Source organism: Lactiplantibacillus songbeiensis (assembly GCF_005405125.1).
GTDB classification, from domain to species: domain Bacteria; phylum Bacillota; class Bacilli; order Lactobacillales; family Lactobacillaceae; genus Lactiplantibacillus; species Lactiplantibacillus songbeiensis.
The window spans coordinates 1-23,361 of record NZ_BJDL01000031.1 but is presented as its reverse complement, the minus strand read 5'-3'; the positions used below and the strand labels follow the sequence as shown (position 1 = coordinate 23,361).

The window sequence follows — 23,361 nt, the reverse complement described above, 5'->3', positions numbered from 1 at the left end:
GAATCAGCTCTTTTTAATAACCACTACGTTTGGTGTGAAATGTCACTCTGGTTGGCCCAGAATCGGCTGAAACGTGGTGGTCACGTTTGCGAGCCATAGAGCGGTCTCAAAAGCCGGGCTTTATCTAAGTCGAAAACCATGACTAAGATAAACGACACCACTGAGCCAATTTTGGGCCGCCCGTTGTTAACTAACGGGAATTAAAAAAATAACGATTGATTATTTTAAGTCCAGTTATTTAGTCAAATTCCGTCGCGTTGATCCAATAAGGCGTCCCGCTAGTAGGAACGACCCGGTACCATTGGGTTTGAACGCCATCAATTGTCCGGAAGCCTTCACAGTTAACCGCTACGGTTTGACCGCGCAAGCTGCTGGTGTTACCGACTGGCTTTGATACATATAACGTATTCGGAATATGGTCGTAATAGGTCGTATTACTATCAGCCTTGACTGTCTTTTGAAGCGTTAAGTTCTTATTGAAGGTTAACGTGCCAAAGTCTAAAGCTTTACTGTAGACCCAGTAACGTTGGGCTGAAGTCGATTTCTTAAAGCGAATGCGATACCATTTTGACTTCTTAGTTGTCTTTGTCCCGATTGCATCAATATAAACGCGCTTGCCAGTGTAAGCTTTTGACCGTTTCCAAGTGTATTTCTTGGTTGCTCGGGTCCCTTTAATGTGATTATAGAGACGGTAGCTCGTATAACGGCTGCTGAGCTTAGCCGTTTCGGAGCCCGATCCTTTGCGGTAAGTGGCTTTTTCGTAAGCGGCATGATGAATCAGATTATACTGCCGTTTCACTTGTTGGTAGAATTGCGCCATTGTATACGCTTGCCCAAAGTACTTCCGACCAGCTGAGGCATAATAACCGGTCGGGTCACTATGGTCTGAGCCACCCAAGAACTTAGAAACGGATGCGTGTGACCAAACTGTTCCTTTACCATCGTAAGCCGCATCATTGGGCTTGAGATGGTATTTGTTCAAAATATAAGCCGTGTAGTAGGCTGAATTAGCGATCTGATGGGCAAAGGCGGACTTGCTGTGAACTTCGACCTGTTCAAATTGAACAAAGCGTTGGTTGGCAGCGGGACCGGCGCCCCAAGCTAAATAATTTGTATTGGCAATGTTGATGATGCGTGAGGCGTCCACGAAACTATGCACGAACGCGTTATTGTAATGGGCCTTCATATAGGCCATTTCACCATAAATTGTTGAGGTCGGGTTAGCCGTTTCATGAACGACGACACCTTCTGGTTTACCAACACCGTGACGGTATTTATACTTAGGAAAACCGCCCCAAATTGCCGTGGTGACTTTGGCATGTCCCACTTTTTGATTACTAATATAGCTGTTGACACTTTCAGCGTGGGCGGTAGTGGTTTGTAATGCGACACCGATACCGAACAAGGCGACGCCAGCCACGATTGTACGTCTGATAAATGACCCCGTTGAGACTAACTTCATTAAATATGCGACCTTTCCATCAATTCCTGAAGAGTTGAACTATCCTTTTTATCTGAAAAACTGTCCACTTTTTAGAATACCACTATTTAAACAACTTGGCGGTATCATTCAAACACCAAGTGTACCTTGCCAATGTTGCAAATCGATTACAACCAGTTAACATTACGAAATTTATATCCAGTTTTAAGATTAACCTTATTGATTAATTAATAAAAGGCGGCGAGTGAATTTGAAATCAAAAGTTAACTCAGTGTGGTGGGTCTATTTGGTGCTACTGGGGTTATGGAGTTTCCTAACACCGGTGATTCACGGTTGGTTACCTACAGTTGTGACTGGATGGCGTTTTGATTTCCTAACAGTTATGGTCAAAGCAATACCATGGACGGTTTTAACCTGGTGGGGGTGTCGGGTCTTTCGTGATCAATTAACCGATCAGCCGCGGCAATTATGGCACCTGCAGCTGACCAAAGTCTTCTGGATCAGTTTGTTAGTTTTAATCGGTATCCAAAGTGTCGGGCAATCGTGGCAGGCCCAGCCATTTAGATTGAATCCGAACCTATTAACTCGGGAGAATGGACAATTACTAAATGTCACTTTAGCGGCCGGTTTATTTGAAGAATGGTTTTTCCGTGGCTTTTTAACGAATAGCTTATTGAAGACTGGTCCATTTTGGCGTGTGAATCTTGCGCAAGCAGTAGCTTTTCAAGTGATCCACTTTCCACTTTACTTAGTTGCGGGTTACAGTTCGTTAATTTGGCTTGGTAATATTGCCTGTGTATTCCCGTTGGGGTTATTATTCGGTTGGAATTATCAACGTAGCCACAGTATTTGGCCGTCGATGTTCCTACATATTGCATGGAATAGCATGGTGTTTTTATTTAACTAGGTTGATTTAATTTGCCGCTCCGGTTGGGCTGGAATGATGCTGCTGAACGTCATCCAGCCCAGTCCCCGCTAACTGGCTTATTTAATATTGTTACGTTTGGTGCTAGTTGGCTTAAATTGCCACTCTGGTTGGGCCAGAATTGGCTGGAACGTGGTGGCCGCGTTTTCGTGCCACAGTGCGGTCTCGGAAGCCGGGCTCTATCTAAGTCGGAAAATCACCGACTAAGATAAACGACACCACTGAGCCAATTCTGGCCCGCCCGACGTTAACTACTGGAAAATTGTCAATTAATGTTAAATTATTTAACCGACTCATTTAGCCGAGAGGTTGGTTTCTAAAATGCTCAGCCGTGTCGTTGGCCCATGGCGTTCCAGCGTTTTAGGAACCAACCGGTAGGCGGCAAGTTCAACTAACACCAAGCGTAATATTGTTGGTAAATGGTATGCCACTAACCTGTTGGTCAACGAAGACGGTCAATGAGCGAGTTACTTAAAAGTTAACTTTACAGCGACTAAAGTAAATGAGAATATAATTAAAATAATGTCTTGACGATTAAAATAAACGGTGGTATTGTTAATGGCAAGTTAATATATTGAGCGTTGAACGTTACATCAAGTAGATGCAGGTCTGGGTGTCAGGAAGTCGGTGGTTGCTGCGAACCGATCAGGAGCTGTGGTTGAAATACGGTAACGGCTTTTCAAACTTGAAACGGGTAATAACTAGAACCGTTATCTTCTAGTGAGTGGGGGATTGTTTCATCAATCCTCAACCTGGGTGGTACCGCGACTAGTCTAATCGTCCCTGTTGTTCTTAGTGAACAATGGGGACGATTTTTTATATAGAAGAGGATGATTAGGATGACGATCAGACATTGTGGTGGGATTGCTCGATATTGCGAGTGCTAATAGTTGGCGTTACTGAAGACAGTTTTTACGAGGAGTAATGACGTATGAAGCAAACAAAAAGCACCCCTAAAATTAGCACATTAGAAGCAGTAATCGTATTGTTGGTTGTCCTAGGCATTATGAGTCTGGGCGTCATTGGTTTTGGCTTATCACCACAAGTTCCCGTGCTCTTAGCTATGGGCGTAGTTACCGCTTGGGCGATGTTACGTGGCTTCCCTTGGTCGGCAGTGAATGCCGGCATCAAGGAAGGAATTGACCAAGGGATTATTCCGATTTTTATCTTTATCTTGATTGGGGCGATGATTTCAACTTGGATTGCGGCCGGAACGATTCCAACGTTGATGGTGATTGGTTTTAAATTAATCAATGTTCAATGGTTCTTACCATCTGTCTTTATCGTTTGTACGTTAGTGGGCGCCGCCGTTGGTAGTGCCTTTACGGTCACCTCAACAGTTGGGATTGCGTTCTTTGGGATGGGCGTCACGATGAATTTGAATCCCGCATTAGTTGCTGGGGCCATTATTAGTGGCGGAATCTTCGGTGACAAATTATCACCTTTATCTGAAACCAATAACCTAGCGTCAGCAGTGGTTGACACGGATTTATTTGCCCACATCAAGCACTTATTATGGACGACATTACCAGCTGGGTTAATTTCCTTAGGGCTATTCGCCATGTTAGGCCATGACAATACGAGTACCAGCTTAGCGAAGATTCATCAGACGGTTGCGGTGTTAAATGGCAACTTTACTGTTTCGGCGTTGGCCTTGTTACCAATCGTTTTAGTCTTTGTCTGCGCGGGCTTCAAGATGCCAGCGATTCCAACGATGTTACTCAATATATTTCTTTCCGCTGGGCTGATTTTATTCGAACAACCCCAAACCACGATGACCAAGTTAACCGCAATTATTAACACGGGTTTCGTTTCAAAAACTGGTAATGCGAGTGTCGATACCTTATTATCGCGTGGTGGGATTGTCAGTATGATGAGTATGGTGGCCTTGATTGTGGTCACGTTATCACTAGGCGGGTTGCTCATGAAGTTTGGCTTAATCGGTCAGATTATGACGCCAGTTGCCAAGCACTTAACGAGTGATGGCAAGTTGATTACGGCTGGAATTATCACTTGTATCGGTGTCAACGTCTTTGTTGGCGAACAATTCTTATCCATCATCTTACCTGGACGGGCATTCAAACAAGCCTTTAACAACGGCGGCTTAGATAACCAATCATTAGGTCGTGTCTTGGAAGATGGCGGGACCGTCATCAACTACTTAGTGCCTTGGGGTGTTGGTGGGGTCTTCTTGACGACCACGTTAGGGGTACCAACGATTCAATACTTACCATTCGCCTTCTTCAGTTTACTTTGCCCGGTCATTTCAATTATTAGTGGCTTTACTGGGATTGGGTTGGCTCATGTTCATCAAACTAAGTCCGCTAAAATCCATCAAGCGGCCGAATTAAATTAATTGATTATAAGAAAACGTGTCTGACGATGAGGTCAGGCACGTTTTTTTGTTATTCAGTAATGTTGGTGGGAATCTTAATCGCGTCTTGAAAGTTGGTAAAAATCGGATGATTCAAATTGATACCCTTAGCTTTAGCGATAAACCAAGCTAAAACTTGGAACGGAATAATGGCTAATAATGGGGCTTTTAAAGGATCATCGACTTGATGCAATTGGAGTGTTTGACCGTCATTGATGGCGGGGTGCTCGCCGGTAAAGCTGATCGTGTAAATGTGTGGTGTCAGGTGTGACTCATAAGTTTTGACGGCTTGAAGTTGTTGCATGATGGCTGTCTTTGGGGTGTTCAATTCAATATAGAACTGCCGATGGGTTTCGTGGGCGCCTAGGTAGCCACCATGGGTAAAGTCAGCTAAGGTGTAGCCATGAGTTGGGACGCGGACAATTTCAGTGAATTTCGTCTGCATTTCAGCTAAAGTTCCGGCAACAATATTCGACCCAATTGCCGTGAATTGTTGGGCTAATCCAAAGTCAATCGTGAACTTCCGGTAATAGTCATTGGACCGTTGGATGGTTTCGTTGATGTGTTCGATCAGGAGCCCAAATTCATCAAGTTCTTGATTCGCAGCTAGTGTTGGCATTAGCTTGCGGTCAACAGCACTGCGTAACCCCAAGAACATCAGGGATAAGACGATAGCATTGTAGCTTAACGTAATGTAAGGAATTGTTTCTTTACCGGTTAAAATATCAAAAGTAGCATCGGTTAAGGTCGTTAGCGTTGACTCTTTTTGGGCGGTCATTGCAATCGTGTAGGCATTTGATTCGGTTTTAACTTTTTGCATGGCTGCTAAAGTCTCTGGATCTTGACCACTAAGTGAAATACCGATAACCGTATCGACGTTTGGATTGACGCGGGCATAGTTCGCATATAGTTGGGCATCTTGAACTTCGACTTGGACATCAGCAACCTTTTCCATATAAAAGCGGGCACTTTGGGCAGCATTGAGGCTGGAAGCAGTTGTTAAGATTAACCAGTGGGTTGTGTCAGTTGACGCTTGTGCCAGTGCTGCGCCGGTTTGATCTGGATAAGCATCTAGAATTTGATTGAGCACGGACTGCTCACGACGGATATAAGAAAGCATGGTTGGATTATTCATCATCATCATAGTATTGAACCCCTTGAACTCTTTTTAGTTAATAAGTTAAGACATCGCTTTCATGATAACCGGTAATCCGTTGTAAATCAACGTGAACCAAATAATTGATGAGTTTATTGGTTGTTTACTTGCCACTCTGGTTGGGCCAGCATCGGCTGGAACGTGGTGGCCGCGTTTTTGAGCCATAGTGCGGTCTCAAGAGCCGGGCTTTATCTAGGTCGGAAAACTACCGACCAAGATAAACGACATCACTGAGCCAATGTTGGTCCGCCCGACGTTAAATAACGGTATTAAAAAGTTAACTGTTGATTATTCTTAGTCCGGTCATTTAGCTGAGTGGTTGGTTTCTAAAATGTTCAGTCTTAGCTTTAAAATGGCGCATGGCGTTCCAATGTTTAAGAAATCAATCGGTAGGCGGTAATTAACATCAAGCGTGATAACGATTTATTTTGACCAGCTAATTATCCGAAAGATAGGATTATCGATAAACCTAACAATAGTTGTCCTAATCGACGAAGACGGTCAATCAACGACTATAGAGGTTTACCAACCGACAACCCAATTTGCATTTACCCTAGAAATCTGCTAAAGTTACGGACAATCAAAAATAAATGAATTGCCTATATAATGCCATGATATGGATGGCGAGTTTCTACCCAGTGCCGTAAACACTGGACTATAAGCGAATTGAGTCGATCGATACCACCACAACTCGCTTTGTGGTGGCGTCGGTCGATTTTTTGCTCCTGATATGATAGGCAGAAGGAGAACATTTTGACGAAAACAGTGGATATGGTTATTACCGGGGCCCAAGTATTAAACGTGTTGACTCGTGAATTTGAAACCACGAGTCTGTGGATTGATCATGGCCATATTATTAGTAATTTAAAAGATGAACCGTACCAGGCCCGTGAACAGGTTGATGCAACCGGCAAATGGATTGTCCCGGGCATGATTGATGCCCATGTACACATGGAAAGTGCGATGGTGGCGCCGAGTGAACTAGGTAAAGTCCTGTTACAACATGGGGTTACCGCGATTGCGACTGATCCGCATGAATTGGCTAATGTGGCGGGAATCGCGGGAATCCAATATTTGATTGATGATGCGCGCCAGACACCACTCGATGTTTTCTTCATGTTGCCATCTTCAGTCCCTTGTGTACCATTTGATGATAATGGGGCAACATTGCATGCGGCTGACTTACGACCGTTATATGCGCAGCCGGAAGTACGTGGACTCGCGGAAGTGATGGATTATGGTGCCGTTGAACGTGGGGATGCCGATACCCTGGCTAAGATTCGCGATGCCAACGCCCATGGCTATCACGCTGATGGGCATGCGGCCGGCTTAGATGCGCATCAGTTGAACGTGATGCGCAATGCTGGTTTAGATACGGACCATGAATGTACGACGGTCCCAGAAGCGTTAGCACGCGTTAAGGCAGGCATGTTTGTCTTCTTACGAGAGGGGACTGTTGAACGCGATGTGCAGGGAACCATTGGCGCTGTCACGGAAGCGAATGCCAGTCGGTTTGCCTTTTGTACTGATGATAAGACGATTGCGGATTTAATGACGGAAGGGTCGATTGACTATAACGTTAAGCTGGCCATTGCTAGCGGGATTCGGCCAGCATTAGCCTATACAATGGCCAGCTATCATGCTGCTAACGCCCATCGTTTAACCGATCGGGGTAGTTTGACGCCCGGTAAATTAGCAGATCTAGTGGTTTTAGATGATGTTGACCAAGTCAAGGTTAGCCGAACGATGAAGAACGGAATATGGATTGACGAAGAAGCAACCACCAAACCATTAGCCTTTACGGCGACTCGGATTCAGCAGCACGCCACGCTCGCGGACTTGGCGTTACCATTAACTACGGGAAAGGCCAACGTGATTGGTGTGCAGCCGAACCATATTGAAACAGATCACCTGATTAAGCAAGTGCCAGTGGTTGCAGGTCAATTTGTGACGGATTTGGACCAGGATATTTTAAAAATGGTTGTTGTGGAGCGGCATCGTCATACCGGTCGGGTTGGCGTTGGCTTGGTACATGGCTTTCAATTGAAGCACGGGGCAGTTGCTGGTTCAGTGGCGCATGATGCCCATAATATTGTGGCAGTCGGGACCTCGGATTTGGCAATTTTACGCGCTATCACGCAGATTACGCATACTAATGGCGGCATCGCGGTGTCAGATGATCAACAAGTGACGGCGACGTTGCCGTTAGCGATTGGGGGCCTATTATCCGCCGCCGGCTATGAGACGGTCGCACAACAGTTAGCCGAGATTAAGACGGCTTATAATCAATTATGTGATCAGCCGATTGCCTTTGATCCGTTTATTACCTTGTCTTTTCTAACGTTACCAGTGATTCCAACGTTAAAATTAACCGATCGAGGATTGTTCGACTATGACAGTTTTGATTTTATTTCGGTCGATAAATAATAGTCATAAAATAAAGCAACCCGAATTGGGGTTGCTTTATTTTTTGCGGCGGTTGCGATTTCGATAAGCTAAAGGCAACGCTAGAATCATATAACCAAAGTCGACCAGAATCGCTTGACGGAGGTCGATCTTCATCAAGACCACCGTGACAAAGGTTAGGACAACGATGAAAATCAGGGATTCTTTGGACCAATCCAAGACCCATTGCGGCATGGTATCACATCCATTTCATTTCCCCTCAGCATAGCACTAACAAATCTGATTTGGCAACGCTTTAATTCTGAGTGGTGCTTGGCGATTTCTTAGTCGTGGCTTTCGTTTGGGAACGATCCCGTAAAGCCCGCAAGGCCCAAAGGATTGAAACGGTGTCGACAACTTCTTGTAGCATCGCCCCAAATAAGGCGGGAATAATCCCGGAACTAGCAATGAGCATAAGAATCGTACAGATGGCAATCCCAATCCAGACTGCTTGCTTAGCCACATTCAAGGTGTCTTTGGAGATTTGAATTGCGGTTACCACGCGACTGAGGTCATCTTTTAAGATTACGACGTCAGCGGATTCACTGGCGGCGGTTGATCCATGAGCGCCCATGGCAATCCCAACATCGGCGACGGCTAGCGAAGGGGCATCATTCACGCCATCGCCGACCATAATGACGGGACGCTGATCATTTGGAACAGCTTTTAAATTCTTAATCTTATCAGCTGGGAGTAAGTCAGCTTGAACGGTATCAATCCCAACTTCAGCGGCAATACTATCGGCGATCGCCCGTTGATCCCCCGTGAGCATCATCACGTTTTGAACGCCTTCAGCATGTAACGCCTGCAAGGTCGTAGCAGCTTCGGGCCGGACATTATCAATAAAGGTGATGACCCCGGCGTAGTGGCCATCAATCGCGACGTAAATGGCGGTCTGGGCTAATGGTTGTTCAGTCGTGTCAGGATCGACGAATGCTAATTTGCCGACTTTAACGAGATGGTCATCAACGGTGGCAGTGACCCCACTACCGGTAACTTCGGCCAAATTATTCGCAGCGCTAAGTGGCTGGTCGGCTGCATATTTAACGATGGAACGGGCCAGAATATGACTGGAATTTTGTTCCGCACTAGCAGCTAGATGTAAGATTTCCGCGGCGGTAAATTCAGCTTGTGGCTGGATTTGGTTAACCGTTAATTGGCCACTAGTAATTGTCCCAGTCTTATCAAAGGCGGCGGACTTAGCTAGCGACATCTTTTCAAGCATATCACCGGTCTTAACCACGATCCCATTGCGGCTGGAGCGACTCATCCCAGAGACTAACGCAACGGGTGCTGCCAAGATCAAAGGGCACGGTGAAGCAACGACGAGAACTTCGGCGAAGCGATGCGGGTCCCCGCTAAGTGCCCAGGCTACCCCAGCAATCACATAGGCAACTAAGGTAAAAGGCACCGCGTATCGGTCAGCCAAACGAACAAACTTCGCCGGTCGGGCTTCGGATTCTTGAACTAACTTCACTAATTGTTGATACTGACTATCAGCAGCAACTTTATCGACGACCATCGTCACGGCACTATCACCGTTAACAGCCCCAGACATCAGGTCATCGCCAAGCGTTTTTTCAACGGGTTTGGATTCACCAGTTAAGGAAGATTCGTCGAATAAGGCGGTTCCTTGGATCAAATGCCCATCAACCGGGACGAGCTCGCCAGGCTTAACGACTAATTGATCGCCAACTTGGGCAGCGTCAACGTCAATATCAGCAAGCTGGCCATCAACGAGCCGATGGGCGACTTGTGGGGAATTATCTAAGAGGGCTTTTAGTTCTGTATTCGCCCGTTTGGCGGCGTAATCCTCTAATGAATCGCCACCGGTCAGCATAATTAGAACGACTAGTCCCGCCCAGTACTCACTGACCGCTAATGTTGCAACAATGGCAGTGATGGCTAATAAGTCGACCCCGTATTTGCCAGAACGCAAGGTTTTGATCATTTCAACTAACATTGATAGCGCCATAATCGAGCCCATCACGGTGATGATGACTTGCGCGGTTAGTTGCCAATGGAAGCCGAATTCTAAGATTAGCGCTAAAATCCCAATACTAACGGTTAAAATCAATTTGTAGTAATGTCGCATAAAAAGCACCTTCCTTTTTACTGTGTAACCGATTCCTTTACTGTTATCATTAGAATAACACTAACAAAAATAAATTCAATTAGTTTAGAATGATTCTAAATAAAAATTAATAATTTGCGGAAAAACCGATTAATTTTCAGAAAAATCGGCGTTTTTGCGGCTAAAAAAGCGGTCTTATCCCTATCATGATAGGCTTAAACTCCCGTTAAACCGGCTATTTGAATTATTTTCTAATGCTAGTATAGTAATAGATGAACATCAGATATATCAGACGAAAAATACTGAAATCAGCATTTGTATAAGACGGGTCGCGCTGTACAGGTGGTAACTTGTTACCCTGCCGTGCGACTTTTTGTGTATTATGGGACTATTTTAGCTACCGTTTTACAAATGACGTATCTGAATTCAAGGGGGTTATCCATTAGCAAGATATTTATAGAGTGTGAACGACGGCGGGTAGTTGGTGAGCATTGCCTAGCTAAGTCAATGATGGGGTGGTTTTCCGCATCCTTGACTTAGCGTAGCAAGCGGAGCCAACTGCCGGAGTGAACACGTTTCAGCAAATTTGCCGAAACGTATTCGCCAGAGCTGAAGCCTGCGCTTAGGTACGCCAACCAACCGTTCGGAAGAGCGCCGAACCATTGGCTGGCTAGCCTAATGATCAGTTTCAACCCGCTCTGACTCACACTCTAAGCTAAACTGGTAAGTACCAACGTAGATGAAGCAATTTAATAAGTTTGTCAGTATGGCGCAGGTCTAAGTTCACCAACGGAAAGAAGGAAATTCTGCTACTGATTTTGAGTTAGCACAAACCGAACTGGACCTGCAAGCCGATTTACCTTATTAAAACTAAGGGTACTGAGTGCTTCGAGGAGTAACTCGAAGGGGTGTACCGATTGCTAGTCGGAAATTAACGCGTGGGGACTCCCATTAACTTGGGAGGAAGAACCACGAATTTTATTGATATATCGAATGGATATTTTCAGTAGCAGGTTTATTATTTTAAAAAGTAAGAATATTGATTGGTGGGTGTACTTGCCAACAATTGGTTTGTTTGCAGTGGCTTCGATTTTTCTATTAGTCGGCGGTCAATCATTGGAAGCAGGTTTGGGGGCAATCCTCAACTGGCTGACAGGCAATATGAGCTGGTTATACATGCTGGTCTATGTCATCAACTTTATCTTTTTCATTTACTTAGGCTTGAGTAAATTCGGTAAAACCAAGTTAGGCGGTCCCAAGGATAAGCCAGAGTTTTCAACCTTCCATTGGGGCAGTATGGTTTACGCTACGGGGATCGATGCCAGCATCTTAATGTTGAGTATCGTTGATCCGTTACGTTATTTACAAAGTCCGTCATTCGGCATTAAGCCGTTTTCTAATTCCGCTTATAATTATGCCCACATGTTGGGTCAATTCAACTGGGGACCAATGGCGTGGATGATGTTTGCTCCCGCCACAATTGCGATTTCGTACGCCATGTACGTTAAGCATATCAAGGTCCAACGTTTAAGTGCTGCGATTTCTGTCTTAGAAGGTGACAGCTTAGGTAAACGTATTGCTCGTAACCTGGTCGACTTTTTAGTCGTTATTGGGATTATGGGTGGTGTCGGTACCTCAGTTGGGATGGAAATTCCAGTTATTTCTAAAGTGTTGAGCACCGTTACCGGGATTCCGGATACGATGATGCTCAAACTCGGTTTATTCGCCATTTTATTCGTTATCTTTGCTACGGCGGTCTTTCATGGGTTAACCAAGGGGATCGGCCGGTTGAGTTCCGCCCATATCTGGTTAGCGATTGGCTTTTTAGTCATCGTACTAGTAGTCGGCCCAACGTTATACATTTTGAATTCCGAAACGAACAGTATCGGACTATTCCTTAATAAGTTTGTCAGCATGAGCTTCAATACGGCTGCTAACGGTAAAGTCACCGTCATGCAAAGTCAAACGATCTTCTACTGGGGCTGGTGGTTATCCTTTATGCCAGTGATGGGCTTATTCATTGCCCGGATCTCACGCGGACGGACCATTCGCCAAGTCTTAGGTGGGATGTTGTTGTGGGGCTCGTTAGGCTGTGTCAGCTTTTACGCAATTTTAGGTGGTTACGCCTTGTACTTGCAAAAGATGGGGATTGTCAACTTAGTCCATATCTTGAACACGCAAGGTCAAGCTGCTGTGATTGCCGCTGTATTGACGACGTTGCCGCTTAAGATGATCATGTTAGTACTCTACTGCTTATCATGCTTCATCTTCTTAGCCACAACCGTGTCATCATTTGCGTTCATCACGTCATCTTTCACTAGTAAAAAGTTGGAAGTTGGTCAACAACCAAGTCGGTTCAATCGGATGAGTTGGGTAGTTATTTTCTTACTCTTCTCATTAGGATTGGTGACAGTCGGGGGCTTTAAAGCCATCCAGTCGATTTGTGCGATGTCTGGGTTCCCACTGATTGCCGTGGTATTGATCATGCTTTATTCGATCCATCGTGATTTAACAACTGATCCGGTCGAAGAAGCTGCTAAAGCAACCGCTAAGGCAACGGCTAAAGCCAAACGGAAGCAGTTAGCACGGGATGTTGAAATCTCGACGAAGACTGATTATGCACGTGAACGGTCACGGCGAAAGTCAACATCGGCCCAAGAAACCGATTAGACTGTTTCTGAAAACAAAGTTCAATAAAACCCGGTTAATTGCATTGCCTTTCAGGCACAATTAACCGGGTTTTTGTGTACGTTACGTTTGGTGCTAGTTGGATTTTACTTGTCACTCTGGTTGGCCCAGAATTGGCTGGAACGTGGTGGCCACGTTTGTGAGCCAAGGGGCGGTCTCACAAGCCGGGCTTTATCTAAGTCGGAAAACCACGACTAAGATAAACGACACCACTGAGCCAATTCTGGCCCGCCCGTCGTTAATTATCGGATAGTTATCATTAAATCCATACATTTAGCCGAGAGGTTGGTTTCTAAAATGCTCAGCCGTGTCGTTGGCCTTAGTGCGAGTGGTCTACTCGGACTTAGACCAAGGCCAGTTTTGAAGACCGTTCTTTGGCTTCAAAATGGCCCATGGCGTTCCAGCGTTTTAGAAACCAACCGGTAGGCGGCAATTTTAACTAGCCCCAAGTGTGCTACTTTACAAAATCTATACAATAACTTTACTTTGAAATGGTCGTAGATTTACACCAAGCTCATATACTTGACCTGTGTTTTAAACATAAGTCATCAGTGGTCGGCATACCACGGTCAAAAGAGATTGGGTTAGTCATTATTTTTGGGGGATGTTCTAGCTAATGACCATTAATTATGGGGATTATGGGCATCAGTATATTGAACATCAAAAAAACGGCGTTGACTTGAAAGTCGATGCCGTTTTTTGTTATTTATTGGGTTTCTTAACAGCTTTTTTGCCGATCTTCTTTTGCTTAGCTTTCGGACGTTGCCGTAAAAGATCTTTGAAGGTCGCAATTTCAGCGGTGTGCTTGTCGCTCCACTCTTTATAATTGGAGTGGGAGTCGGTATCACTGATTTTAAGTCCAGTTTCTAACCAGAATAGGGCTTCTGTCAATGAGCCGAAGTTACGCATCCACAAGGTGTGCCCATTGTCAGAGTCCAGGGCAACGTAGGATTTGTAGTGTGGCGTCAAGAAGGTATGCTTCACAATTTTAAAAGCAGCCCGACGTCGCGTCATTTTGTAATCTGGTAAAATGTAGCGACCAGGTGCTGTTAGCTGTGGAACGGAATTTTTACGTTGTTCCTTATATTCCGTTAGCATCGCTTTGGCGCGGTCGGCACTAACGAGTGAGATATTAAATTTTGACATGGCAGGGCTCCCCTTGATAATTGCAGTTTAATTGAATGGCATAATAAAAGTTGGTCTTATACTGTTAATGATAGCGCATTTTAGTATAAACTCGAAATATAAAAACTTGATTTTAGCGCGATTTAAAGAATCTTGCGATAAAATTAAGAAAAAGGGTGTCACTGAGTGAAATTAGGGCGCTACCTCCAACCTAAAAAAGGCTCGAGTCAATTTCGGCTCGAACCTTTTTTATTATGGCAAATCGTTACCAGCAGCGAAGTAGATGTCATACCATTCCTGACGGGTTAAGTCGATATCGGCGCCAGCGGCATTCTCGGCGAGATGTTTAGGATTCATTGTGCCTAGGATAACTTGCATGTTAGCCGGATGACGTAAGATCCAAGCAGTTGCGATGGCTGACTTAGTCGTCTGTTTTTCATCAGCTAAGGTTTGCATGGCAGCATTTAGCTTTGGAAACTTCGGATTATCGAGGAAGATTCCGGCAAACATCCCATATTGATAAGGGGACCAAGCCTGGATCGTCATGTGATGTAACCGTGAATACTCAATGATTTCGCCATCATGATTAAGACTGCGGTCATCTTGCATATTGGTGTGTAGTCCGAAATCAATGGCTCCAGTATGCATGATGCCGAATTGGAGTTGGTTGATCATTAAGCGTTGACTCAAAGCTGATTGCAATAAGTCAACCTGCATGGGATTAAAGTTAGAAACGCCGAAATGGCGGACTTTACCACTAGCCTGTAGTGCGTTAAAGGCGTCTGCGACTTCGCTAGGGTCCATCAATGGGTCAGGACGGTGCAAGAGAAAGGTGTCGAGGTAATCCACGCCTAGCCGTTGTAATTCGCCATCTACAGCATCAAGGATATGTTGCTTGGAGAAATCATAACGTTTCCCTGGGACAATCCCACCTTTAGATTGAATATAAAGATTGTCGCGGTTAACATTTGCTTGCTTTAAAGCGGCACCAAAAATTTTAGAAGAGTCACCATTACCATAAATATCCGCGGAATCAATGTAGTTGATCCCTAAATCAACAGTGGATTCCAACACAGTCGTGGCTTGATCCACAGTGAGGGCATTCATACGCATAATCCCCAGGGCAACGGTGGAAGCTTGCAAGCCACTTTGACCTAAATTGAGTGTTTTCAAGTTAAAAAACCTCCTTGTTAGTTCCTCTAGTATAAAGGTTGTGACTGATTGTGTAAACGATTACAGTAGATGGTTAGGCTAGCACTATCTGGTACGTATATGTTGTATTTGATTGATTATGAGTTACTAACGGTATTTTTTTAGTCGAATCAGTGCCTGAATACCAATGATGATACCCATGATGCCGCCGGTCCAAATGCCAGTCCAAATATAATGCCATTGTGTTAGTGTGTGAAGTAAGTTAGTGCCATCAAAGTAATGGTCCAGTAGGGTAGTTTGAAAATAAAACCATAGTCCAGTGTAAACGGCACTGAAGCTCATCTTTTGTCCAATGTGCAAGTAGGCTTGTTTGAGATCATGGGTAGTTACTTCAGTATCGGTAATGTGGGCACGGTGTGAGGCAAGTAGAACGTAGGGGCAAATGACTAACATGAAGTAGCCAACTTGAAGTGAAATAACAATGCTGATGGCATCCTGTGGACGATTGGCAACAGTCAATCCAGCGACAAACAGTGAAATGAAGCTGAACGGCAGCAAAAGCATAAAAGCGTTCGTGCCAATCCGATTCACTTCTTGACGTTTATATTCATCAAAAGTTCCAGAAATACCAAACCAGTGTTTGACGATCGTATCACGTAAACTTTTTTTGCCTGCCATGGTTATCCCTCCCAAAACAAATGATTCAAATCTGTTTGTAAGATTCTAGCTAAGTGAATACAAAGATCCAGTGAAGGGTTATATTTGTCGTTTTCGATTAAATTAATGGTTTGACGAGCAACACCGATTTTTTGAGCGAGCTGAAATTGAGTCAGGTGGGATTGTTGACGATATTTTTTGACTTGATTCAAAGCAGGACTTCCTTGATAGCAGCGTTTCAGTCGCGCTTTTTTGATTGAGAGCTGGCGACTGATTTTTTGACGCCTAAAGTGTAGTCCCTGGTGTTCATGATGTCAATTATATATGACACCACGAAGTCACTAAATCGCAAGGTATCTTGAATAGTGGGAGGTGGCAAGTTTAACCAGTATCGGTCCTAGCCGCTCCGAATCGAGTTTCTAAGCACAAAAAAATAGAACCCAAGGCTTCTCAACTTGAGTTCTACTTATGAGGAATAACCACCGTTAACAAGATTACGTTGTTCAGTGTTCTTAATGCGTTACACCTTCATACTATTCAATTTTACGTGTGTCCAACTTCTAACGGACTAACCCGTACTTATTGTATCTATCTGCTTTAGTCGATCAAAAGTAAATCCTTACTTGATTCGTGACTCTTCAAACGGGTTTTAACGAAAGTCGAACTCGCGTTTATAACTTGGTAATGTCTTCGTAACAGACATGCACCTCCGTTTAAACTTTTAATGCCTAAGCCTACAATGGAACTGGTACTAATGGTACTTAAATCTCAGGAACCATGGTACTAGTGGAACTTAAATCTGGTCATCGGCGACACCTGTTTCCAACTCTTAAAGTTAAATCTAGATAGTCTTGATAACACCAATTAAAACGTGATGCGGTTACCGTTTATTCAAGGATCAACGTTCAGTCATCCAACGCAAATCTCCCGACACTCGCTGAACCGATAACGCTAAGCAATGCCTGAACTGGTCTCGGTAACGACCATAACCTGTGGAACTTAGATGTCTAACGTGTTGGCGACATCTATCAAACTCTTTATTGAGAAGCTTGCTAACGAGGTTGTAATTCCTTTCCTCACTTAGTATACTAACAGTTTTTGTAAGCGGTTGCAATAGAAAGACCCTACTTTTTTTAGTTGACTTAACATTTTTTTAGAAAGACTGATATACCGGTGTTCTTAAAATGATTTTATTTTTAAATAAGTCGTAACTAGTTGGATTAAATTGCCACTCTGGTTGGTCCAGAATTGGCTGGAACGTGGTGGCCACGTTTTCGAGCCAAAGGGCGGTCTCGAAAATCGGGCTTTATCTAAGTCGAAAACCACGACTAAGATAAACGACACCACTGAGCCAATTCTGGACCGCCCGGCGTTAATGACTGAGTATTTAAACATGAACGATTATTTTTTGCTAAGTTGGACTTGGCTGAATAGGACAGGGTCGTCGATGTCGATACGGCAAGTCAGTGTAGTTAGTTTTAATGCCTTTTCAAAGCCGTAACTAAGGTGTCTTTGTTCTAAAGGCATTTCAACGCCATAGTTTATAGTTAAGTGTTGATTAGCGTAGGCGGGCTGGATGATGCTCAGTGGTGTCGTTTGACTTAGACCGGGTGATTTGTCCCGGCCTTAGTCAAAGCCCGGCTTTTGAGACGGCTCCATGGCTCAAAAACGTGGCCACCACGTTCCAGCATCAATCCAGCCCAACCGGAGTGGGAAGTCACGCCAATCCCAACTCATCCCAATAAAGGAATAAAAAAAGAAGCCGAGAATTTAATCTCGACTCCTTTAATAACGCGAATATTCTGACAAAACTCACTAACGAATAACGTTGGTTATCACAGTTTTGGCAATGGCATCCACTTCTTGTAGCCAGTGTAGTCCGCAGTATGCAACAACTTTTCAGCATTAGCGACCCGTTCAGGAGTTGGAGAATCAATACCTTCCAAGCGATATTTGATCTTCATTTCATGATACTTTTTAACTCCTAAAGTGTGGTATGGCAATACTTCGACCTTTTGAACGACATTATTTGGAATCTTAGCGATGTAATCGCCAAGTTCAGTCAAATACTTGTCGTAATCGGTGCGTTGCGGTACGAGTACGTGACGAATCCACATATCGTCGTGGTGTTGGGCCATGTACTGAATCATGTCCAAAATATTTTCGTTGCCGTATTGGGTCAACTTCTTATGTTCAGCGGAGTTGATGTGCTTGATATCGACCAACGAAATATCGGTGACTTCCATCAAACGTTCAAACTTGCCGAAGAAAGGTTGTTCACGGGTGAATGGTTGGCCAGACGTATCTAGACAAGTACTGATATTCATCGCTTTAGCCTTTTCGAAGAGTTCCAAAATAAAGTCAATTTGTACCAGTGATTCGCCGCCACTAACGGTGATACCACCTGTTTTGCCCCAGAACTTACGGTATTTAGCCGCGTCCGCTAAAATTTCATCGGTGGTCATTTCATCACCAACATTTAGTTTCCAAGTGTCAGGGTTGTGACAGTACTGGCACCGCATATGACATCCTTGTAAGAACGCCACATACCGAATTCCCGGTCCATCCACTGATCCAAAAGTTTCAATAGAGTGGACATAGCCCTTGACTGGTTCATTAGTGGTTTGATCCGCTGTAACTGTTTTATTCTCCATGAGCCTTGCCCTCTTACGTTTAAAGATTAATTACATTGTTTCGAAGAATGTCCGTGAAATAACATCATCTTGTTGTTCCTTGGTTAAGTCGGCGAAGTAGACACAGTAGCCGGAAACCCGAACAGTCAAGGTAGGGTATTCTTCTGGGTGTTTCTGAGCGTCAATCAAAGTTGCTTTATTGAAGACGTTGATGTTCAAATGCATCCCGTCGTTATCCATGTAACCATTTAACATGTTTACAAGGGTGTCTTTACGTGATTCCATATCATGGCCTAAGGTGTTAGGTGTAACGCCAAAGGTATTTGAAATCCCGTCAGTTGCGTAACGATAAGGGATCTTAGCAGTTGAAAGGAGTGAAGCCAAAGCCCCGTTCTTTTCAGCGCCGTAAGCTGGGTTAGCACCTGGTGAGAATGGTTCGCCTTTTTGACGGCCATTAGGCGTAGTCCCAGTGTTCTTACCATAGACAACGTTTGAAGTGATGGTCAGAACTGAAGTTGAAAGTTTAGCCCCACGATAGAGATGATGGGTGTTCATCTTCGTATAAAGTTCTTTGACTAACCATTTAGCAATGTCATCTACACGGTCATCGTTGTTCCCATAACGTGGGTAATCGTTGTCAGCCTTGAAGTCGACCGCGATGCCTTTTTCGTCCCGGATAACTTTAACATGACCATACTTGATAGCTGAGATTGAGTCGGCAGCATGTGATAAGCCAGAGATCCCAGTAGCGAAGGTCCGGTCTAAGTTAGTATCCTTCAAAGCCATTTCAGCAGCTTCGTAGTAATACTTGTCATGCATGTAGTGAATGGCATTCAGTGAGTTAACGTAAACGTCAGCTAACCAATCCATCATCTTGTCGAACTTCTTCATGAATTCATCGTAATCGATGTATTCTGAAGTAATTGGTTCGTAGGCTGGTCCAACTTGTGCTTCAGCGATTTCATCTTTCCCACCGTTGATGGTGTAAAGGATGGCCTTAGCTAAGTTAGCCCGTGCACCGAAGTATTGAATCCCATCGGCAACTGGTTGTGCAGAAACACAGCAAGCAATGCCGTAGTAGTCGGTACCCCATTGTACCCGCATTAAGTCATCATTTTCGTATTGGATGGTTGAACTGTCGATTGAAACTTCCGTTGCATAACGCTGGAAGTCTTCTGGCAAGTTGGATGTCCAAAGAATAGTGATGTTTGGTTCTGGAGCAGCACCCATGTTGTCCAAAGTCTTCAAAATACGGAAAGCAGTCTTCGTAATGTGATGACGGCCGTCAAGACCAACACCACCCATTGATAAGGTTGCCCAGATTGGGTCGCCTGAGAAGAGGGCATTGTATTCTTCAGTCCGGATAAAGCGAACCATCCGTAGTTTCATGACGAATTGGTCGATGATTTCTTGGGCTTGGGTTTCGTCGATAACGCCGTTGTCCAAATCACGTTGGATAAAGATATCCATGGTGGTATCAATCCGACCAACAGACATCGCGGCACCGTTTTGAGTCTTGATAGCTGCTAAGTAGCCGAAGTACATCCATTGAACAGCTTCTTGAGCAGTTTCGGCTGGCTTGCTAATGTCGTAGCCATAGCTAGCAGCCATCTTCTTCATGTCGTTTAAGGCACGATATTGTTCTTGAACTTCTTCACGAAGTTGGATAACTTTGTCAGTTAATTCGCCATCGCCAATGTGTGCGAAGTCGTTAGCTTTTTCGGCCATTAAGCGGTCGATCCCGTAAACGGCAACCCGTGGTAAGTCAGGAATAATCCGGCCACGTGCATAAGCATCTGGTAAACCAGTAACAATCTTGTAGTGACGTGCTTTACGCATGTCTGGGGTATAAACATCAAAGACCCCTTGGTTATGTGTCTTACGATAGTCATTAAAAATCTTGTCGTTTTCTTCATCAGGAGTAAAGCCGTATGACTTAAGGGCATCATCAGCCATCCGGATCCCACCAAATGGCATGAAAGCACGTTTCAAAGGTTTGTCAGTTTGGAGACCAACAATCTTTTCAAGGTCTTTTTCAATGTAGCCAGGACCATGTGACGTAATGGTTGAAACAACTTTAGTGTCAGCATCTAAAACGCCGCCAGCTTCACGTTCTTTTTTCTTTAAGGCTAAGACTTTGTCATTCAAAGTCTTAGTTGCTGCAGTTGGTCCAACTAAGAAACTTTCATCACCGTTGTATTGTGTGAAGTTTTGTTGAATGAAATCACGAATGTTGATTTCTTCTTGCCAATGACCGCCCTTAAAGCCTTTCCAAGCTTTTGGAGTTGTAGTTTTATCAAATGTGATCATTTGTTTCGCCTCCATAATTAAAATCCAATTGGATTATATAAAAACTTTTACAATTGAATCATACCATATTTGAGCAATATTGTAAGCGATTCCATGAAATATTTTTAAAAATAAAATCACTAATAAAAATAAAAAACTATCGAAAACGCTTAAGTTTAGCTATATCAAGGATTTATAAGCTTAATTTAAGAACGTAAGACGACTTAAATAAATTCAGAAATTATATTGACCAAAGTGTTGATAATATGCCAATTTTAGATATCAATAATTTAATATAGAAATCGAATGGGGGATTAATAATTTGATTAACAAGTTGAATTGATTTTTAATCCAGAGCGGTTTGCCGTTGCTTTTGTGATGAATTTCGTTATGATAAAGGGGGACAACAGTCTGCAAGCATTCAGCTTTTGCGAATGTGCAATGATGAAAGGGTGGCTCAGACTAGTGATTGAGAAACTAACACAATATATTGACAGTTGTATTCAAGCTGGCGACATTTATGGTGCTTCAGTGGGGATTATTACGCCCCAAGGGATTAATCAGTACTACCATGGTAAACAAGGTAACGCCGAGTTTGGTATCGGTTTAGATGCGTCGATGATTTATGATTTGGCGTCTGTCACAAAAGTCGTGGCGACGACGACCCGGATCTTCCAGCTATTATCCGATCATACGATTCGCTTAGATGACTCCGTAGCCCGGTTTTTACCTGGGTTTAAGCATACTGAAATAACGATTAAAGAACTTTTGCTTCATAATAGTGGCTTACCAGCTGATATTGATAATTTGACGGCGATGAATCGTGAAGACTTGATTACGGCGGTCTATGATGCCGAGCTGATTAACAAACCAGGTGAAAAAGTCGTTTATTCCGACTTGGGTTACATTATTTTAGGTTGGATTATCCGTACGGTCGATGGGGCTTTGGCGCGTAGCATCCAGGATCATGTTTGTTATCCGTTGGCGATGACTAATACTGGGTATAATTTGAATCGGCCCAAGATCCGGTTTGTGCCAACTGAGTTCGATCCACGCCGGGGACAAATCCAAGGCCAAGTTCATGATTATAAAGCGTTCTTGTTGAATGGCGAGAGTGGTCATGCTGGTCTATTCTCAACACTAACTGATTTAACCGTCTTTGTTGAAATGATGTTGAACTTTGGTGAGTACCAAGGCAAACGGGTTTTGGATGAAAACGTCTTTGATTGGTTAGGCGAATACGATGTTGAAGGCCGGACCCTTGGCTGGGAACGTCGAGCTGGTAAACATCAGTACTTCCATACTGGTTATACTGGTCCGGCAATTGCCTTTGACTTAGATCGTCAATGCGGGTTGGTTGTGTTAACAAATCGCGTTTATCCAACGAGTGATAATCAGATTTGGAATCGCGATCGTGCCCATGTCTTTAACTTATTTTTCGATGAAGCATAATAAAAAACGTTTAGCTTCTTTATATAGAAGCTAAACGTTTTTTTGCTACAACCAAGACCAGCGTAATCGCTTATGCAGCAATTGATAGACGGCAAATCCGATGATGACACCGGTCCAATTAGTCAACACATCATCGACTTCAACCCAACGCTGCAGATTTACTAGCCAGTCTAAGATGAACTGACCGGTCTCTAAAGATAGTCCGGTGAGCAGTCCGAGCGAGATGAGTCGCCGCCAAGTACAAGTCGGCTTGTTCCAACCAATTAAAAAACCAAGCGGCATAGTTAATAAGACGTTGAGCCAAAATTCAAGGTCAAGATGTCGGAAAGGATTAAGAATTAGTTTAACGGGTCCCCACTGAATGTATTGCAACGTGACGTTACCACCGAAGTTGTAGGCAGTCGGTGTATAGCAAAAGGCTGTAAGTACCCAGATGAATCCGAGCAAGGCAAGTTGTTTTAACTTTTTTAAAGCTGATTGAGGTTGTTGCCAAAGATAAATAGTGAGACCAATCATAAAACAAGATAATAGTAAGAATGGTAACCAAGCGAGCATAGCAGTGGACTCCTTAGACTAGATTAGGTACTATTATAAGCAACCGAGCGCTGGGATGCGACCGGTATCAGTGGCTTTATGAAAAAAGTTGTGAAAAACCGTTGACAGGTCTCTCTGTAATTGGTATATTAGTACACGTTGCTGCTACGGCAGGGCAAAAGCTTGAAAATAATTAATTGAAAGTAGTTGTTGACAACCACTTCAATAATTGGTAAGATAGTTTCTGTTGTCGCAACGGCAACACATAACAAATTGAGTTGTTGCTTCTTGAAAAAAAGATGTTGACATGAAATACTTAAGATGTTATGATAATTAAGCTGCGTTGAGGAAATCAACGAACGAACTTAGACCTTTGAAAACTGAACAAAGTTTCGACGAATCAAATGTGTAGGGTC

General features: G+C 43.9%; 16 protein-coding genes and 1 riboswitch. Of the genes, 5 read left to right on the top strand and 11 right to left on the bottom strand.

The window, feature by feature from the left end; all coding sequences use genetic code 11:
• Nucleotides 1–238: 238 nt before the first annotated feature.
• Nucleotides 239–1,462, bottom strand: coding sequence for a peptidoglycan recognition protein family protein (locus FFM77_RS12075; RefSeq protein WP_137636018.1), 1,224 nt, complete (start codon nucleotides 1,460–1,462; stop codon nucleotides 239–241).
• A gap of 229 nt (nucleotides 1,463–1,691) precedes the next feature.
• Here FFM77_RS12075 and FFM77_RS12070 point away from each other — a divergent pair, with 229 nt between their 5' ends.
• Nucleotides 1,692–2,348, top strand: a complete 657-nt coding sequence (locus FFM77_RS12070; RefSeq protein WP_137636017.1) for a CPBP family intramembrane glutamic endopeptidase — start codon at nucleotides 1,692–1,694, stop codon at nucleotides 2,346–2,348.
• Nucleotides 2,349–3,297: 949 nt separating this feature from the next.
• The gene (gene nhaC / locus FFM77_RS12065) at nucleotides 3,298–4,722 is read left to right on the top strand and encodes a Na+/H+ antiporter NhaC (protein WP_137636016.1); all 1,425 of its coding nucleotides are present in this window, start codon (nucleotides 3,298–3,300) and stop codon (nucleotides 4,720–4,722) included.
• Nucleotides 4,723–4,771: 49 nt separating this feature from the next.
• Here the strand turns inward: nhaC and FFM77_RS12060 are convergent, their stop codons facing one another.
• On the bottom strand, nucleotides 4,772–5,884 hold the full coding sequence (locus FFM77_RS12060; protein ID WP_223876836.1) for an SIS domain-containing protein: 1,113 nt from the start codon (nucleotides 5,882–5,884) through the stop codon (nucleotides 4,772–4,774).
• Between the two features lie 591 nt (nucleotides 5,885–6,475).
• A riboswitch (purine riboswitch) is annotated at nucleotides 6,476–6,574 on the top strand.
• Nucleotides 6,575–6,649: 75 nt separating this feature from the next.
• On the opposite strand from FFM77_RS12060, the gene ade reads away from it, so the two are divergent.
• A complete protein-coding gene (gene ade, locus FFM77_RS12055) occupies nucleotides 6,650–8,323 on the top strand; it encodes an adenine deaminase (protein ID WP_137636015.1) in 1,674 nt (557 codons plus the stop codon).
• 36 nt (nucleotides 8,324–8,359) lie between these two features.
• On the opposite strand, the gene FFM77_RS14045 is transcribed toward ade, so the two are convergent.
• Nucleotides 8,360–8,536: a hypothetical protein gene (locus FFM77_RS14045; RefSeq protein ID WP_171001625.1), complete on the bottom strand. Its 177-nt coding sequence runs from the start codon at nucleotides 8,534–8,536 to the stop codon at nucleotides 8,360–8,362.
• 61 nt (nucleotides 8,537–8,597) lie between these two features.
• Nucleotides 8,598–10,436: a heavy metal translocating P-type ATPase gene (locus FFM77_RS12050; protein ID WP_137636014.1), complete on the bottom strand. Its 1,839-nt coding sequence runs from the start codon at nucleotides 10,434–10,436 to the stop codon at nucleotides 8,598–8,600.
• Between the two features lie 978 nt (nucleotides 10,437–11,414).
• Here FFM77_RS12050 and FFM77_RS12045 point away from each other — a divergent pair.
• Nucleotides 11,415–13,085 (top strand): BCCT family transporter, encoded by a 1,671-nt coding sequence (locus tag FFM77_RS12045; protein WP_137636040.1) that lies wholly within the window; start codon nucleotides 11,415–11,417, stop codon nucleotides 13,083–13,085.
• Nucleotides 13,086–13,805: 720 nt separating this feature from the next.
• Here FFM77_RS12045 and FFM77_RS12040 read toward each other — a convergent pair.
• The 6 genes from FFM77_RS12040 to pflB form a co-directional block, all read right to left on the bottom strand.
• Nucleotides 13,806–14,249, bottom strand: a complete 444-nt coding sequence (locus tag FFM77_RS12040; RefSeq protein ID WP_137636013.1) for a hypothetical protein — start codon at nucleotides 14,247–14,249, stop codon at nucleotides 13,806–13,808.
• A gap of 231 nt (nucleotides 14,250–14,480) precedes the next feature.
• Nucleotides 14,481–15,401, bottom strand: coding sequence for an aldo/keto reductase (locus FFM77_RS12035; protein WP_137636012.1), 921 nt, complete (start codon nucleotides 15,399–15,401; stop codon nucleotides 14,481–14,483).
• Nucleotides 15,402–15,527: 126 nt separating this feature from the next.
• Nucleotides 15,528–16,058: a DUF3278 domain-containing protein gene (locus tag FFM77_RS12030; protein WP_137636011.1), complete on the bottom strand. Its 531-nt coding sequence runs from the start codon at nucleotides 16,056–16,058 to the stop codon at nucleotides 15,528–15,530.
• Nucleotides 16,059–16,060: 2 nt separating this feature from the next.
• Nucleotides 16,061–16,249: a helix-turn-helix transcriptional regulator gene (locus tag FFM77_RS12025; RefSeq protein ID WP_137636010.1), complete on the bottom strand. Its 189-nt coding sequence runs from the start codon at nucleotides 16,247–16,249 to the stop codon at nucleotides 16,061–16,063.
• 1,623 nt (nucleotides 16,250–17,872) lie between these two features.
• On the bottom strand, nucleotides 17,873–18,691 hold the full coding sequence (pflA, locus tag FFM77_RS12020) for a pyruvate formate-lyase-activating protein (protein ID WP_137636009.1): 819 nt from the start codon (nucleotides 18,689–18,691) through the stop codon (nucleotides 17,873–17,875).
• A gap of 30 nt (nucleotides 18,692–18,721) precedes the next feature.
• Complete coding sequence (pflB, locus tag FFM77_RS12015) at nucleotides 18,722–20,980, bottom strand: formate C-acetyltransferase (protein ID WP_137636008.1); 2,259 nt, start codon at nucleotides 20,978–20,980, stop codon at nucleotides 18,722–18,724.
• A gap of 444 nt (nucleotides 20,981–21,424) precedes the next feature.
• Here pflB and FFM77_RS12010 point away from each other — a divergent pair, with 444 nt between their 5' ends.
• A complete protein-coding gene (locus FFM77_RS12010; RefSeq protein ID WP_379893407.1) occupies nucleotides 21,425–22,411 on the top strand; it encodes a serine hydrolase domain-containing protein in 987 nt (328 codons plus the stop codon).
• A 45-nt stretch (nucleotides 22,412–22,456) separates the two neighbouring features.
• Here the strand turns inward: FFM77_RS12010 and FFM77_RS12005 are convergent, their stop codons facing one another.
• A complete protein-coding gene (locus FFM77_RS12005) occupies nucleotides 22,457–22,966 on the bottom strand; it encodes a VanZ family protein (RefSeq protein ID WP_137636006.1) in 510 nt (169 codons plus the stop codon).
• Between the last annotated feature and the right edge of the window lie 395 nt (nucleotides 22,967–23,361).